This is a genomic window from Duganella kummerowiae, from assembly GCF_053572355.1.
Genome location: NZ_JBKFEH010000007.1, coordinates 421,499 through 436,325 on the forward strand (window position 1 = coordinate 421,499; position 14,827 = coordinate 436,325).

Here is a 14,827-nt window from a genome sequence, read left to right on the forward strand (position 1 = left end):
CTCGGGTTAGAAACGATAGTCGATACGGACCTGCCAGGTCCGGGGATCGCTGGGCACCACCATGCCGAAGCTGTCGATGGTGATGGGCTGTACCTTGTCTTCCAGGTTTTTCACGCGCGCCAGCACGCTCCAGCGGGCGCCGGCCGGCTCCCAGGCCAGGCTGGCGTCGCTCTCGGTGCGGCGCGGCACGCGGTAGCGCAGCAGCTGGCTGGGCACCGCGATGGTGTAGGCGGCGCTGGCGCGGGTGGCGACGCCGGCCCGCAGCTGGCCCTGCGCCAGCGCGATGCGGCGCTCATAGCCCAGGGTGGCGGTGTAGGCCGGCGCGCGGTCCAGCTTTTCACCGGCCCACGAGTGCACGCCGTCCGGGGTGTATGCCACGTAGTGCGCGTCCAGCAGGGTGTAGCCGTAGTGCAGGCTGTCCAGCGCCGTCAGGTTGACGCGGCCGTCCACTTCCAGGCCCTTGATGCTGGCCACGCCCGCGTTCTGGGTCACGAAGCGCGGCGTGCCGTGCACGATGGCCACGCCGGACAGCTGCAGGTTGGTGTAGTCGTAGTTGAACAGGGCCAGGTTCAGGCTGGCCCGGTTGCCCCACAGGCGCGTCTTCAGGCCGGCCTCGTAGGAGCGCAGCTTTTCCGGCTGGTAGAACAGGGTGCCGGGCGCCACTGCCAGCGCGGCCGGGCAGGGGATGCCGTTCTGGGCCGATCCTGCCAGGCAGCCGTCGTTGAACCCACCCGCCTTGTAGCCGGTGGCGAGGGCGCCGTACAGCAGGGCCGACGGCGCCAGGTCGACGTCGGCGCCCAGGCGCCAGGTGGCCTGGTGGGTGCGCAGCATGGCGTCGTTCAGGAGCCGGGTGTCGGTGGCCGGGTTGTACGCCGGTCCGGCCTGCAGGTTGGTCGAGCCCACGCGCGACTTCTGGTCGTGGGTGGTGCGCAGGCCGGCCGTCAGGCGCAGGGAGGGCAGCACGGTGTAGGTGGCCTGGCCGAAGGCGGCCCTGCTGCGCGCAGTGGTCGGGTCGGTGGGGAAGGCGTAGTAGGGCGACAGGCCAATCACCTGCAGGTCGCGGAACACGTAATAGGTGCGCGATTGCTCGTCGAAGTAGTACAGCCCGGCCTGGGCGGACAGCGGCCCGCCGCCATGGGTGGCGATGCGCAGCTCGTGCGAGTCCTGCCGGTAGTCGCCGTCAAAGTTCTCGTGCACGCCGATGGCCACCTTGGGTGTCACGCGGTAGTAGTAATTGACCAGCATGTCGTGCGCGTAGTTCCGGTGCGATCCCAGGTAGGACAGGGTGGCCGGCCCCAGTTTCCAGTCCAGCTGCGCCGCCAGGCCGGAGGTGGTCTTGTGGCTGTAGCCCTGTTCCGGCGTGGTATTGAAGGGCACGAAACGGTTGCTGAGGCGCTGCTCCGTGCTGGCGCCCAACCATTGCGGCTTGCCGTCGCTGACGCCGGTGTAGAAATTGGTGTCGGGGACCGTGTTGTCGTCGCTGTCGCGCACCGTGCTGTGGTCGTAGCGCAGCAGCAGCGTGGCGTCGCGGCTGAGCGCCAGCCTGGCCGACAGGCGCACGGACAGGTCGTCGCGGTCCAGGCCCAGGGTGTGGCCTGTGCCCTGGCGGTTGATCAGGTAGCTGTCGTGCCGGTTGTAGGCCAGGGCGGCGCGCAGCGCCAGCGCGTCGTTGACGGGCACGTTGAGCATGGCGGTGGCCTTGCGGCTGCCATAGTTGCCCAGCTCGGTGGCCACTTCGCCTTCCAGCTCCGTTGTCGGCGCGCGCGAGATCACGTTGACCACGCCGGCCGTCGTGTTGCGGCCGTACAGCGTGCCTTGTGGACCGCGCAGCACTTCCACCCGTTCCAGGTCGTAGAAACTCAAGCCCTGGTTTTGTGGGCGGGCAATGTAGATCCCATCCATCATGAAGGCGGCCGAGGGATCGCCCTTGTCGGTGGCGTCGGCGTTGGTGATGCCGCGGATGGTGATCTTGAGGCCGTCAGCGGCGCCGTCCAGGTGCACATTGGGCAGGCGCGCCCCCAGGCTGGCCGGATTGTCCAGTCCCGCCTGGTCCAGCTGTTCGCCCGACAGCACGCTCATGGCCACCGGCGTGCGCGATTCCAGCGATACCTGGCGCTGGGCCGTGACGGTAACTTCCGGTATCTGGACGGCGTCGGCGTTTCCGTTGACCGATTGCGCCAGGGCCGCTTGCCACGCGGAGGCATAGAGGGAGGCCGCCAGCAGCGCTGGGCTGCGTCGCACCCGATGTTTGGTCATTGAAACGTATCCCCAATTATTGGCCTGCGGCCAATCATGTTACAAAAAACACAATCTTTTTGCGTGACTTGCAAGCCTGCCAGTCTATCAGGTCATGCTGCAACGAAACAGTCCCCTCTGTGAAATCGAGTGGGAAAACCACTACATGCTTAAAAACCCTTGAAAAACGGCGAAAAAAAACCCCGCCGGGGCGGGGTGGGCTGGCCATGAGGCAGGCTTATTTGTCGGCAAACGCCCGTTCCACGACGAAATCGCCGGGAGTGGAGGTGTTGCCTTCCTTGAAGCCGCGCGCTTCCAGCATGTCTTTAAGGTCGCGCAGCATGTCCGAGCTGCCGCAGATCATGATGCGGTCGTTGGCCGGGTCCAGCGGCGGCACGCCCAGGTCTTCGAACAGCTTGCCGTTCTCGATCAGGGTGGTGATGCGGCCGGTGTTGCGGAACTCTTCGCGGGTCACGGTGGGGTAGTAGCGCAGCTTGCTTGCCACCATCTCGCCCAGGAATTCGTGCTTGGGCAGGTGCTCGACCAGCAGGTCGTGGTAAGCCAGTTCGTCCACCTGGCGCACGCCGTGCACCAGGATCAGCTCGTCGAACTTGTCGTAGATATCCGGGTCGCGCACGATGCTGAGGAAGGGCGCCAGGCCGGTCCCGGTGGACAGCATGTACAGGCGCTTGCCGGGCAGCAGGTAATCGGCCACCAGGGTGCCGGTCGGCTTGCGGCCGACAATCACGGTGTCGCCGGGCTGCAAGTGCTGCAGGCGCGAAGTCAGCGGGCCGCCGGGAACCTTGATGCTGAAGAATTCCAGGTGGTCTTCATAGTTGGCGCTGGCAATGCTGTAGGCGCGCAGCAGCGGCTTGCCATCGACCTTCAGGCCTATCATGGTGAAATGGCCGTTGGAGAAGCGCAGGGAGGGATCGCGGGTGGTGGTGAAGGAGAACAGGGTGTCCGTCCAGTGGTGCACGCTTAATACGCGCTCTTCGTTCATCGAACTCATAGTGTTGTAGCTCTGTCTACTAGAAAGTGAGTGCACCGCACCCCTGCGAGTGGCTGTTTGCTGGTCGGGCAGGCGCTGTGCCAGGAATTGCTGCGGTGTGCACGCTTTTGTGCAGGCGATATTGTAACGGAATACCCGCCGCTTTGCCCCTGCTGATATTCAAATAAGCTTATATCTTAAAAGCATTATTCTTAAACGCCGGTTTGGTCCGTATCGTAGTAAGATATTTGCTGCGCTGCAGCGCCAAACCGCGCCCAGTGCGCTTGCGTGATTAATAAACCCAGTAAAAACAGATGGTTAGTCAGTATTTCAGCTCTGCGGCGGGAGCATAAACATGCCGCCATTCCTGAAGCAGCACGGCTACATGGCCTGCATCGTGGGCGCCGCCATCCTCGGGCTGCTGGCGCCCGGTCCGGGCAGCAGCGGCGGCGTGCTGCACCTGGGCGCGGTGACCAAGGTCGGCATCATGCTGGTGTTTTTCCTGCATGGCGCCAGCCTGTCGCCGGCCAGCCTCAAGGCCGGCGTGTCGCACTGGCGGCTGCATGTGTTCGTGCAAGCCTCGACCTTCGTGCTGTTTCCGCTGATCGGCGCCGGTATCTACCTGGCGGGCCGGTCTTATCTGCCTGGCGATATGTTGCTGGGCTTGTTCTACCTGTGCGCGCTGCCATCCACCATCAGTTCCTCGGTGGCCATGACGGCCCTGGCGCGCGGCAACCTGCCGGGCGCCATTTTCAACGCCACCATTTCCGGGCTGGTGGGCATGGTGGTGACGCCGCTCTTGATGAGCGCCGTGATGGCGCACAGCGGCCACCATATGTCGCTGGGCGCCGCCATTGCCGACGTGATGTGGCAGCTGATGGTGCCGTTTGCGGCCGGCCAGCTGCTGCGCCGGCCGCTGCACGCGTGGTTGCAGCGCACCAAGAAAGCGTTGAGCCTGCTGGATCGCGGCGTCATCGTGCTGATCGTGCATGCCTCCTTTTGCGATTCGCAGCAGGCCGGGGTGTGGTCCGGCTATCCGCTGCCCAGCCTGCTGTTGCTGCTGGCCATGACGGCCGTGCTGCTGGCGCTGGTGCTGGGTTTCACCACCTGGCTGGCGCGGCGCCTGGGTTTCAGCACCGAAGACGAGATCGCCGCTGTGTTCTGCGGCTCCAAGAAAAGCCTGGCCAACGGCATGCCCATGGCCAACGCCATGTTTGCCGGCGCCCCCGGCATGGGCATCTTCGTGTTGCCCATGATCGTCTACCACCAGCTGCAACTGCTGGTGTGCTCGGTGCTGGCGCAGCGCTACGCCAGCCGTCCACAGCCGGTGCAGGACGAGGTGCTGGAAGCGGCGCCAGAGCCGATAGGCAGCCCGGTCCCCTACGCCAAGTAAAGCCCCGCCTGCCAGTGATCCCGCTCCGCTGGTGTTGCAGGAATGCCGAATTTGCCCGGCGCCATTACACTTGGGCATGATGACATCCTGCGCGGAGGCGATATGAACTTGTTACGGATGGCGCCGCTGGCTGTGGCGCTGCTCTTGGGCGCCTGCGCCGACCTGTCGGCCGTGCGCGGCTATGCCGATGAAACCAAAAAGCTGTCGGCCGCCTTCGCGCCCATGCTGCAGGGCGCGGTGTCCAGCTGCACCGACAAATATGTGCGCAAGAAGATGCTCACTTCCCCCGGTTTCGATCCGCTGGCTGCCGAGCAGGCCGCCGCCGAACTGTGCGGGCCCATTGCCCGCGACAACCAGGCCATTGCCGCCCTCAACGCGCTGCTGGAGCAGTATGCCGATACCCTGGCGGCGCTGGCTGACGACAGGCTGCCTTCATACAAGGAGGACTTCGCGACCTTGAGCAGCAGCGCCGCGGCTCTCACCGACCGCGCCACCGGCGAGCCGCTGATACCTGCGCAGCGCCTGGAGGCGGTGACCGCCCTGGGCCAGGCCCTGGCGCGGCTGGCCGGCTGCAGGCAGCAGCGCGCCGCCGTCAACGAGCTGCTGGCGCACGAGGAGGCCGTCAACGCCATCGCCGACGCCCTGCGCGCCTACGCCGACCACAATTACCGCGCCTGGCTGCGAGACGAGCGGCGTGACAACGACATCCTGCAGCGCATGCTCGCGCAGTCCACCAGCAGCGAACCGCTGGCCGCCAATTACCTCAAGACCGTGCTGCTGCGCGACGAGCGCCAGGCCATCGCGCGCGAGCAGGCCATCGACGCCTTCGTGGCGGCCGTGTCCCGGCTGCGCAGCGCCAATGCCGAACTGCGCCGTAACCAGGGGCGCGCCGACAGCAAGGAACAGGTGGCCCAGCTGGCTGCGCTGGCGCGCGACGTGGCCGGGCTGCGCAAGCAGGTCATGGCCGCCTACTGATCACGCAAGGAGAATCCCATGGCTGAAGATACCGGCGTCGCCGACGCCTACGAGATCGCCGACAGCTTCGCCCAGGCCTCGTCGCGGGTGCTGGACTACCGCGTCAATCACCGCGCCGAACTGACGCCCTCCGAGGCCCAGGAACTGGAGCAGTGCGAGGACCGCCTGGACCACATGGTGGTCATGTTCCGCGGCTATGGCATACGCCTGATCGGGGCCGGCGCGGCCGATGCCGTGGCGGAGCTGAAGCTTGCCGTGGCCGGCGCCCGCGAGACCCTGGAGCAGGTGGCCAAGACCAAGAAGGCGATCAAGGTGGCGGCCAGCCTGGTGGACCTGGCGGCGGCGCTGCTGTCGCGCGACCCGAAAGCCGTGCTGGGCGCCGCCAGGGACTTGCGCAAGCAGCTGTAGCGCCGCACCGGCTCAGCGTACCGGCGTCACATCGCGGGTATCGATATCGATTTCCGTCACCGAACCCTGCTGGCTGGCCGGATTGCTCAGCTGAACGCCGCCCAGGTAGTGCTTGCCGGCCTCCAGCCCGCTCCAGCTGACCCCCACGCTGCCCGCGCCGCCCACGTTGACCGCTTCCGGCGCCGCCAGTTTGACGCTGCCTTTGGTGTCATTGGGAATGGCGGTGGCGTAGGACAGCGTATAGCTGGTGCTGGCGCCATTTTTCAGCTTGTACCCCAGCACGCACACCTTGACCACGCCCATGCCGGGATTGATCAGGGTGACGCTTTCGTTGGAATCGCCGTGGCCGCTGGAGGCGATCACGGTGTTCGACTGGTCCAGCAGGAACAGGTCCAGGTCGTCGTCGGCGCCGCCAGCCGTATCGCGGTTGGACAGCTCGAAGCGCGCCAGCATGGTGTTGTGCGGGATGGCCAGGGTGACCGCCTTGACCCCGGCGCCGCGCGCCGTGCAGGCGTTCCTGACGTCGCTCAGCTCGGGCAGCGGCCCGGCCTGGGTGACGCTCTGCGCCAGCCGGGTGTATTCGCGCAGGCCGGCCCGCGCCACCGCCAGCTTGCCGTCGAACCCGGCCTGGAACAGGAGCTGGCGGGTGCCGCTGGTGGCGGTGGCCGCCAGCAGCGCCGGCGCTTCCACACCATCGTTGTAGCGCGCCTGCAGCGGGCTGCGCACCGTGTGTTCGCTGTCGCCCCAGATTACTTCACCGAATTTCCAGGTCCCGGCCGGAGCGTCCGTGCGCGCCAGGTTGACCGCGTAGCTGGCGCTCTGGCCCGGGTCGAGCTGCAGGGTGGCCGGGGTCACGCTGACCTCGAAGCCGGCTATGGCGGCGCTGGCGGTGTAGATGGCGGGCTTGTCGCCCACGTTGGTGACGCTGCGCCGTATGGTCTGGCGGCCCACCACGCCGGGCGCAGAGATCGATGCCAGGTTCAGTTCCCAGCCCTGGATCGGCCCGTCGCCGCAGTCCACCGTTTCGCCGGTCACGCCGCACAGGTAGCGCAGGTAGTCGTCGGCCGCCAGGTCGTACACCAGGCCCGGGTCGGATGCGTTGTTGGGCTGCACCAGGCCCGCTCCCTGGCCCCAGGGCAGGGTGCCGTCCTGGTCGCCCGCGAGCTCGGTCGGCAGCACGGAGCGGGCGCCGGTCATGAGCGCCGACTTGATGGCGGCTGGCGACCAGCCGGGATGGCGCTGCTTGAGCAGGGCCGCCAGGCCGGCCACGTGCGGCGTTGCCATCGAGGTGCCCGACATATAGGCCGACTGGTCGTAGCTGCCGCCATGGCCGGCGACGATGGCCGCGCGCTGGGCCGCATCCAGGCTGGGCGCGATGCCGGCCAGGATGTCCACGCCGGGCGCAGCCAGGTCGGGCTTGAGCACGCCGGGGTCGTATCTGTTCGGCCCGCGCGATGAAAATGCGGCCAGTGTTGGCCCTGTCACAGGAGCCGCGACGGCGGCGGACAGCGCGGCCGTGGCGCCCTGGCTGGCCGCATAGGCGGCGATCGCCACGCCATCCTGCTGCGTGACGTGGACCGTGGGCACGCTGTAGTCGTCCACCAGCGGGCCGTTGCCGTCATCGAGCAGTATCATGCCCAGGCCGCCGGCGGCCTTGACCGCGTCGGCCTTGGCGCTGCGGTTGTTGCCGCCGCGCTGGCAGGCGACGATCTTGCCGGCCACCTTGGCCGGGTCCAGCTGCACGGCGCCGGCGTCCTGCTGGGGGTAGCACTGCGCGGCCAGGGATGGATCGGCGCCGGCGGCAGCGGCGTCCGCGGCCAGCACCAGCGGGTGGCGCGCCACGCCCGCAGGCGAGATCGAGACGCCGGTGTACTGCTGGCCATCGCCCAGGGTGACGGTGGCGCTGTGGGTCTTGTCGTGGGCGGCTGCGGCCACCGTGGCCAGCCAGGGGCTGATGTGGTTGACTTCGTTCTGGGGGCCGTCGTTGCCGGCGGCGGCCGCCACGAACACGCCGGCCTCCACGGCATGGCGGAAGGCCTGCGCCACCGGATCGAGCGGGCTGGTGCCCCCGGAAATCGAATAGTTGAGCACATCGACGCCGTCGTCCACGGCGGCCTCGATGGCCGCGATGCTGTCGCTGTCGAAGCAGCCGTTCTTCACTTCCGAACTGCCCGGACCGCCAGCATTGTAGCTCCAGCAGATCTTGTACATCGCCAGGCGGGCGCGCGGCGCGATGCCGTTGCGTACCCCCAGGTTGCTGCCGCTGGCGCCGAAGGCGGACACGTTGGCGTTGCCGGCCGCAGTGGAGGAGGTGTGGGTGCCGTGGCCGCCATCGCCGCCGGGCGGAGCGAGCGAGTCGCGCGGCGACACGAATTCGCTCCAGTGGAGGGTGGCGCCGCTGGCGCGGAAGCCGGCGTTGAAATAGCGCGCGCCGATCAGCTTGTTGTTGCAACTGGCGGCGCTGAAGCCTTCGCCCTGCTGGCACACGCCTTTCCAGCGCGCTGGCGGTGGGCCGTACGCCAGGGTGGCGCTGCTGTCGAAGGTGGGTTTGCCGGTAGCGTCCACGCGGTCGGCATAGGACAGGTTCTCGGGCCAGACGCCGGTATCGATGACGCCGATGATGATGTCCTCGCCCGCATGCTCCTTGCCGCCCAGCTGCTCCCACAGGCCGCCCGGCTGGTCCAGGCCGAGGAAGGTCGGGGTGTAGTTGGTGACCACGTGGCGGCGCTCGTCGGGGACGATGCGCACGCCCTTGGCGCTGCCCTTGATGGCGCGAACCTCGGCGTCGGTGAGCCGCGCCGCAAAGCCGTTGAACACCACCTTGTACTCCCGGGTGATAGCGCTATCAGGCAGCATCGACTTGATGCGTGCATGCTGTGCGCCCAGGTAGCTTCGGTACTGGCGCGCTTCGCCGCTGTCCAGGTCTACCCTTTTTCCGCCCATTTTCAGCGCTGTGCGCGCGCCGGCGGCCTTGCCCTGGTGGGCAGCAAGCGGCTCGTCGGGCAACTGCACGATATAGGCCCGGCGTAACTCGTCGGCGTGCAGCAAATGGGCCGCCGACAACAGCGCAAGGCCCGCGAACAGCAGGGAAGGTAGGTGCCGAGGTGGACTGTAATTCGCCATAGAAGTGCTCCGTGGTAAGTGGTGGTATGCCTGAGGTGGAAGCGTCGACTATAAAAATTTAACAAAAAAATTTATATAAGAATAATTATAGATGTTTCGGAGTGCAAGATTTACAACGACTGTGAAATCGTTTTCTGTAAGATATAAATACGCTAGTTTAACAATAAACCCTATGAAGACGAAAGCTATCTTTGTAGGACTAAGTGTAAAAGTGTTACATAGATTTAGCGTAAATATCAGGTTGCTTGAGATCACGTATAGACGAGGGTGATCCGATTATGCATACTTGGTTTCTTATTAACTTCAGGGGGGTGTGATGAAATCCAAGACTTTGAAGGCGTGGGTCGCGATATGCGCCGCGGCTGCCGTCGGGCCGGTGTTGGCCGATTCCTACGGCAGCGCAAGCCTGGGAAAGGTCAGCGTGGTGCTGATCGACCTGGACTCGGACGATGGGATCGCGGCCAGTATTTCCTTCCTGCCGTCGACCGTCAAGTACGCGGACGGCGCTCTCATTTCCGGGGTCGCCCAGACCGGCCAGTTTGGCGGCACCGAACCCGGGAACCACTACGAAAGCTTCATCAAAACAGCCGCTTGGCCCGGTACGAATGTTAGCGGTAACTTTTCCAGCGAGTTGGCCAGCGCCTCGGCCGCCGTGAGCGGTGCGGCGAGCGGGGCCGGATTTACCGCAGCCAGCTTGTCCGGTGCGGCCTTCAGCACGCAGTCGCAATCGGCTTATTTCTTTGCCGAAGCCAGCATTCCTGGCAGCCCCTACGACAAGCGCGCATTCGTCCTGTCGGCCCATACCCAGGTGGTGTTTTCCGTCGATGCCACGCTGGCCGCCTCCACCACGTTGGGACTGGGCCGTGACGGCGCGAGCGAGAGCGCGCTGGCCGAAGCCACGCTGTATGCCGGCGGCTGGGCGCAGGATGGCGTTACCTGGGTGGCGGATGAGCGCATCCAGTCCGCGTCGGTCAGCTACCTGGCCGGGATGGCGCAGGGAGGCGGCGCCGAGGCCTGGAGCGGCACCATGTCGGTCAGCTACAGCAACCTGGCGGCCGCCAGCGCCGAAGGAGAAATCCAGGCCTATGCGCGGGTGCGCGGCACATCCGTGGTGGCGGTGCCGGAACCGGAGGGCTACGCCATGCTGCTGGGCGGACTGGCCATGCTGGCCGGCCTGGCCCGGCGCCGCATTCGCAGCGCTTTAACCTTTTGAAAACTCAGCAATTCAGCAACTCAGGAGAACCCATGAAGTATTTTGCCTTATCCCTGGTGGCCGCTGGCTGCCTGGCGGCGTCCGGCCCGGCTGGCGCGGAAGCGCGCAGCAGCGCCACCCTCGGCAGCCTGGTGATCACGCTGGGCGACCTCAATCCCACCGACGGCATCACACCATGGGTGACGGTCGATCCGACCTCGCGCGCCAATGTGGTGGCCGACGCCTCCGGCTACGGCGATAGCCAGGATGGCTACGTCTCCATCAAGTTTGCGCCGGAGCGGGCCGGGCCGCTCGCGACGCAGGCCAGCTCCGGCTGGTCGTCGGCCACCACCAGCGTCATGGCGGCCGACAACGCCGCAGGATTTACCGCGCTGTCGGCCCGGGGACAGGCCGCCAGCACCCTGGACGGCTATGGCGCCTTCCGCGCCTATGCCAACGCTTCGGAGCCTCTGGCCAGTTTCACGCTATCGCCCCTGACCAGTATTACCTTCACCGCGCTCTCCGCGCTGTCGGTGGCCACCAGCATGGGCTATAACCTGGATGCCGACATGGACGAGTATGCGGAAGCCAAGAGCCTCCTGAACGTCTTCGGCAATGTCAATGGCATCTTCCAGATCGACAGCCAGGGGCGCGACCTGTACGCCGCCTTCGACGTGCGCGACGATAACACCACCATGGGCGTGCAGGACAGCTGGAGCGGCGAGCTCTCGGTCACCTTCTTCAATTTCGGCACCGTGGAGACCACTGTCGGCCTGCAGGCCTTCGCGCTGGCCGAGGGCAAATCCGCGCTGTGGGATGGTGTGACGCCCGTGCCTGAACCGGAGACCTACGCCATGTGGCTGGCCGGGCTGGGGCTGATGGGCGCACTGGCGCGGCGGCGCAGAAGATACGCGCCGCACGTCGCAGTGGCCGCATAGCCTGCATCTGCCTGGCCACCGCAACCAGGGCCGCCTGCACCAGGCGGCCTTTTTCATGGGCGCATGCGGATATTTCGCTCACGGATTGCTCAACTTTGTGAGCGCTAGCGGCTCACGGCGTGGCTGCCAGCGCGGAAGCGTGGATAATTCGCTGTTCGCGTGCGGGGATGGCCCCCGCGCTGCGGACTTCAACCGGATTCCACGACCACAGCATAGGGAGTTGCAAGTATGGCTACATCGCCGCAACGGCGTCAATTCATCAAACTGGCGGGACTCTTGGCCGGCGCGGGCGCCGCGCCGGTGCTGGCGGCAGGGGCTGGCGGCGACAGCCCGGCCGGCGCGCCGCAAGGCGGGGGCGCCGTAGCCGCGCCCGGAGGCGCCTGGGCCGAGACCCCGCTGCGCTGGCTGGACGGCGCGCCGGACAGCTTCCAGGGCGTGACCTGGGGCGTGCCGTGGCCGCAGGGCCGGGTTCCGCTGGGCGCCGCCTTCGAATTGCGCGACGCGGACGGCGCCGCCACGCCGGTGCAATCCTGGCCGCTGGCGCGCTGGCCGGATGGTTCCCTCAAATGGTCGGCCTATGCGCTGGCCCCGCAGCCGGGCAAGCGCGCCAGCGGCACCTACAGCCTGCACCTGGCAGAAAAGGCGCCGGCTGCAGGCGCCGGCCTGGCGCGCGCCAGCGGCGGCGCCATCGAGATCGATACCGGCGTGCTGCAATGCACGCTGCCCGGCAAGGGCGAGCTGCTGCTGTCCACCTTGAAACGCGCCGGCAAGCCGCTGCTGCGCGAAGGCCGCCTGGTGCTGCTGACCGACGCCAGCCTGGACGACGAAGCGGCCGGCGACGGCCGCCGCAGCTACAGCGGTTCGGTGGACCAGGTGGCGATCGAGGACAATGGCCCGCAGCGCGCCGTGGTCAAGGTTAGCGGCAGCCACCGCCACGCCGACGGCCAGCGCCTGCTGCCTTTCGTGGTGCGCCTGTACTTCTACAAGAATTCGGACACGGTGCGGGTGGTCCACACCATCACCTACGACGCCGATCCGGCCCAGGCCTACATCCGCGGCATCGGCCTGCGCTTCGATGCGCCGCTGGCCGGTCCGCTGTACGACCGCCACATCCGCTTCGTCAGCGCCGAGGGCGGCGTGTTCCGCGAAGCGGTGCGCGGCCTGACCGGCCTGCGCCGCGATCCCGGCGAGGCCGCCAACAAGGCCCAGCTGGAAGGCCTGGCCGTTCCCTCCATCAGCCAGGCGGTGCAGAAGAACATCCATTACATCCCGGCCTACGGCGACTACAGCCTGCTGCAAAGCCATGCCGACGGCTACGCCATCAGCAAGCGCACCGCCAAGGGCTATGGCTGGATACATGCCGCCAGCGGTTCGCGCGCGGCCGGCGCCGGCTACCTGGGCACGCCGCAGGGCGGGGTGGCCTTCGGCGTGCGCAACTTCTGGCAAAGCTATCCCGGCCAGATCGACATCAGCAACGCCGCCAGCGAGCTGGCCACGCTGACCCTGTGGCTGTGGGCGCCCAAGGCCCAGCCCATGGACCTGCGCTTCTTCCACGACGGCCTGGGCGAGGACAGCTACGACAAGCAGCGCGACGCGCTCGACATCACCTACGAGGATTACGAGCCGGGCTTCGGCACGCCCTACGGCGTGGCCCGCACCAGCGAACTGGAATTGCAGCTGCTGCCGGCCACCCCCAGCGCGGCCGAGCTGGTTTCCATCAGCCGCCGCATCCAGTCGCCGCCCACGCTGCTGCCGCCGCCGGCCCGCCTGTATGAGGGCCAGGCCTTCAGCGAATTCTGGATCCCCGCCTCGGCCACGCCCAACGCCAATGAAGCGCGCCTGCACCAGCAGCTCGACTGGCTGTTCGATTTCTACCGCGCCCAGGTCGAGCAGCACAAGTGGTACGGCTACTGGGACTATGGCGACGTGATGCACACCTACGATCCCAAGCGCCATGTGTGGCGCTACGACGTGGGCGGCTTTGCCTGGGACAACTCGGAACTGAGCACCGAGATCTGGCTGTGGCACTACTTCCTGTACAGCGGCCGGCCCGAAGCCTTCCGCTTCGCCGAAGCCATGACGCGCCACACCAGCGAGGTCGATATCCACCACATCGGACCGTTCAGCCCCCTGGGATCGCGCCACGCCGTGCAGCACTGGGGCGACAGCAGCAAGCAGCTGCGCGTTTCCACGGCCATCAACCGCCGCTTCATGTACTACCTGAGCGCGGATGAGCGCCTGGGCGACCTGCTGCACGAGCAGGCCGACGCCGTCGAGCGCCTGCGCACCCTGATCCCGGGCCGCAAGGTAGGCGACAAGCTGGCCGAAGGCGCGCGCAACGCCACCGTGGCTTTCGGCACCGACTGGAGTTCGGTGGCGTCCGCCTGGCTGACGGAGTGGGAACGCACCGGCAACACGGTCTACCGCGACCGGCTGCTGAGCAGCATGGCCACCATCGCGGCCCAACCGCACGGCTTCTTCACCGGCATCAGCGTGATGAACCTGGATACCGGCGCCTACCAGATCGACCAGAGCGGCAAGCTCGATGTTTCGCACCTGAGCGCCGTGTTCGGCCTGGCCGAGGTGTGCAGCGAGTTGATACGCTCGATGCCCGAGCAAACGGCCTTCCGCAAGGCCTGGATGCAGTACGGCCGCCTGTACAGCGCCAGCGCCGAGGCGCAGCGCCGCGAGCTGGGCAAGGAATTGGGCAAGCTCAACCTGGGGCAGGGCCATGCGCGCCTGCTCGGCTACGCCGGTGTGCTCAGTGGCGAGCGCGCCACCCTGGACCAGGCCTGGGCCCAGTTCCGCAAGGGCGAGGCTGGCTTGAAGGACGCCGCCTTCCAGTCCCAACGCCTGCTGCCGCCGGAAGTGCTGCAGCCGGTGGACGAGGCGGCCGCCATTTCGACCAACTCGGCCGCGCAGTGGGGCCTGGGCGCGATCGGCATGCTGGCGCTGGAGGCGCAGGCCAGCCTGCTGGTGCGGGATAGCTTCCGCAGCTTCGACGCCAGCTTGTGGGCGGTGGAAGCGGAAGCCGGCGAGGCCGGCAAGGTGGCCTATGCCAGCGGCGGCGCCCTGGTATTGGATGCTCCCAGGGGCTTGACCGTGTGGCTGGCGCAGCGCCTCTCTGGCAGCTATGAAATCAGCTACACCCGCACCGTGCTGTCCGAGGGCGGGCCCAACGACCGCGTGTCGGACCTGAACCAGTTCTGGGAAGCGCAGCTGCCCGACAGCGGCCAGCGCTTCACGCGCAGCGGCAAGTTCGAAAGCTACGACGACCTGCCGATGTACTATGCCGGCATAGGCGGCAACACCAACAGCACCACACGCTTCCGCCGCTACGACGGCAAGGAGCGCAAGCTGCTCAAGGAGTATCTGCAGGCGCCCTACCTGCTCAAGCCGAACACGCCGTACCGCATCCGCACCGTGGTGGACGGGCAGGGCACCCGGGTGTACGTCAATGATGCGCTGTATTTTGCGGCGCCCGGGGCGCCGCTGGGCGGCTACTTCGGCTTCCGTACCACGCAGTCGCGCCAGAGGATCACGGACTTCCAGGTGCGCCGCCTGGGCTGAGC

General features: G+C 66.9%; 9 protein-coding genes. 6 read left to right on the forward strand and 3 right to left on the reverse strand.

The genetic code is table 11. From position 1 onward, the window contains the following. Positions 1 to 6 precede the first annotated feature (6 nt). Both ACLB1G_RS07385 and ACLB1G_RS07390 read right to left on the reverse strand, forming a co-directional pair. Complete coding sequence (locus tag ACLB1G_RS07385) at positions 7 to 2,241, reverse strand: TonB-dependent receptor (RefSeq protein ID WP_491626548.1); 2,235 nt, start codon at positions 2,239 to 2,241, stop codon at positions 7 to 9. A gap of 232 nt (positions 2,242 to 2,473) precedes the next feature. Next, positions 2,474 to 3,247, reverse strand: coding sequence for a ferredoxin--NADP reductase (locus tag ACLB1G_RS07390; RefSeq protein ID WP_491626549.1), 774 nt, complete (start codon positions 3,245 to 3,247; stop codon positions 2,474 to 2,476). Between the two features lie 334 nt (positions 3,248 to 3,581). Between ACLB1G_RS07390 and ACLB1G_RS07395 the strand changes: the two genes are divergently transcribed. The 3 genes from ACLB1G_RS07395 (at position 3,582) to ACLB1G_RS07405 (ending at position 6,002) form a co-directional block, all read left to right on the forward strand. Beyond that, on the forward strand, positions 3,582 to 4,619 hold the full coding sequence (locus ACLB1G_RS07395) for a bile acid:sodium symporter family protein (RefSeq protein ID WP_491626550.1): 1,038 nt from the start codon (positions 3,582 to 3,584) through the stop codon (positions 4,617 to 4,619). 102 nt (positions 4,620 to 4,721) lie between these two features. Beyond that, complete coding sequence (locus ACLB1G_RS07400; RefSeq protein ID WP_491626551.1) at positions 4,722 to 5,594, forward strand: hypothetical protein; 873 nt, start codon at positions 4,722 to 4,724, stop codon at positions 5,592 to 5,594. Between the two features lie 18 nt (positions 5,595 to 5,612). After that, positions 5,613 to 6,002, forward strand: coding sequence for a hypothetical protein (locus tag ACLB1G_RS07405; RefSeq protein ID WP_491626552.1), 390 nt, complete (start codon positions 5,613 to 5,615; stop codon positions 6,000 to 6,002). Positions 6,003 to 6,014: 12 nt separating this feature from the next. Here the strand turns inward: ACLB1G_RS07405 and ACLB1G_RS07410 are convergent, their stop codons facing one another. Beyond that, positions 6,015 to 9,125, reverse strand: a complete 3,111-nt coding sequence (locus ACLB1G_RS07410; RefSeq protein ID WP_491626553.1) for a S8 family serine peptidase — start codon at positions 9,123 to 9,125, stop codon at positions 6,015 to 6,017. Positions 9,126 to 9,441: 316 nt separating this feature from the next. On the opposite strand from ACLB1G_RS07410, the gene ACLB1G_RS07415 reads away from it, so the two are divergent. The 3 genes from ACLB1G_RS07415 (at position 9,442) to ACLB1G_RS07425 (ending at position 14,825) form a co-directional block, all read left to right on the forward strand. After that, on the forward strand, positions 9,442 to 10,338 hold the full coding sequence (locus ACLB1G_RS07415) for a PEP-CTERM sorting domain-containing protein (RefSeq protein ID WP_491626554.1): 897 nt from the start codon (positions 9,442 to 9,444) through the stop codon (positions 10,336 to 10,338). A gap of 32 nt (positions 10,339 to 10,370) precedes the next feature. Next, on the forward strand, positions 10,371 to 11,255 hold the full coding sequence (locus tag ACLB1G_RS07420) for a PEP-CTERM sorting domain-containing protein (protein ID WP_491626555.1): 885 nt from the start codon (positions 10,371 to 10,373) through the stop codon (positions 11,253 to 11,255). Between the two features lie 228 nt (positions 11,256 to 11,483). Then, a complete protein-coding gene (locus ACLB1G_RS07425; protein ID WP_491626556.1) occupies positions 11,484 to 14,825 on the forward strand; it encodes an exo-rhamnogalacturonan lyase family protein in 3,342 nt (1,113 codons plus the stop codon). The last annotated feature ends 2 nt before the right edge of the window (positions 14,826 to 14,827 follow it).

What these genes read in the sequence shown, in the direction of transcription:
- ACLB1G_RS07405 (WP_491626552.1), top strand. Translation starts at nt 5,613, where the DNA reads ATGGCTGAAGATACCGGCGTCGCCGACGCCTACGAGATCGCCGACAGC.
- ACLB1G_RS07420 (WP_491626555.1), top strand. Translation starts at nt 10,371, where the DNA reads ATGAAGTATTTTGCCTTATCCCTGGTGGCCGCTGGCTGCCTGGCGGCG.
- ACLB1G_RS07425 (WP_491626556.1), top strand. Translation starts at nt 11,484, where the DNA reads ATGGCTACATCGCCGCAACGGCGTCAATTCATCAAACTGGCGGGACTC.
- ACLB1G_RS07410 (WP_491626553.1), bottom strand. Translation starts at nt 9,125, where the DNA reads ATGGCGAATTACAGTCCACCTCGGCACCTACCTTCCCTGCTGTTCGCG.
- ACLB1G_RS07400 (WP_491626551.1), top strand. Translation starts at nt 4,722, where the DNA reads ATGAACTTGTTACGGATGGCGCCGCTGGCTGTGGCGCTGCTCTTGGGC.
- ACLB1G_RS07390 (WP_491626549.1), bottom strand. Translation starts at nt 3,247, where the DNA reads ATGAGTTCGATGAACGAAGAGCGCGTATTAAGCGTGCACCACTGGACG.
- ACLB1G_RS07395 (WP_491626550.1), top strand. Translation starts at nt 3,582, where the DNA reads ATGCCGCCATTCCTGAAGCAGCACGGCTACATGGCCTGCATCGTGGGC.
- ACLB1G_RS07415 (WP_491626554.1), top strand. Translation starts at nt 9,442, where the DNA reads ATGAAATCCAAGACTTTGAAGGCGTGGGTCGCGATATGCGCCGCGGCT.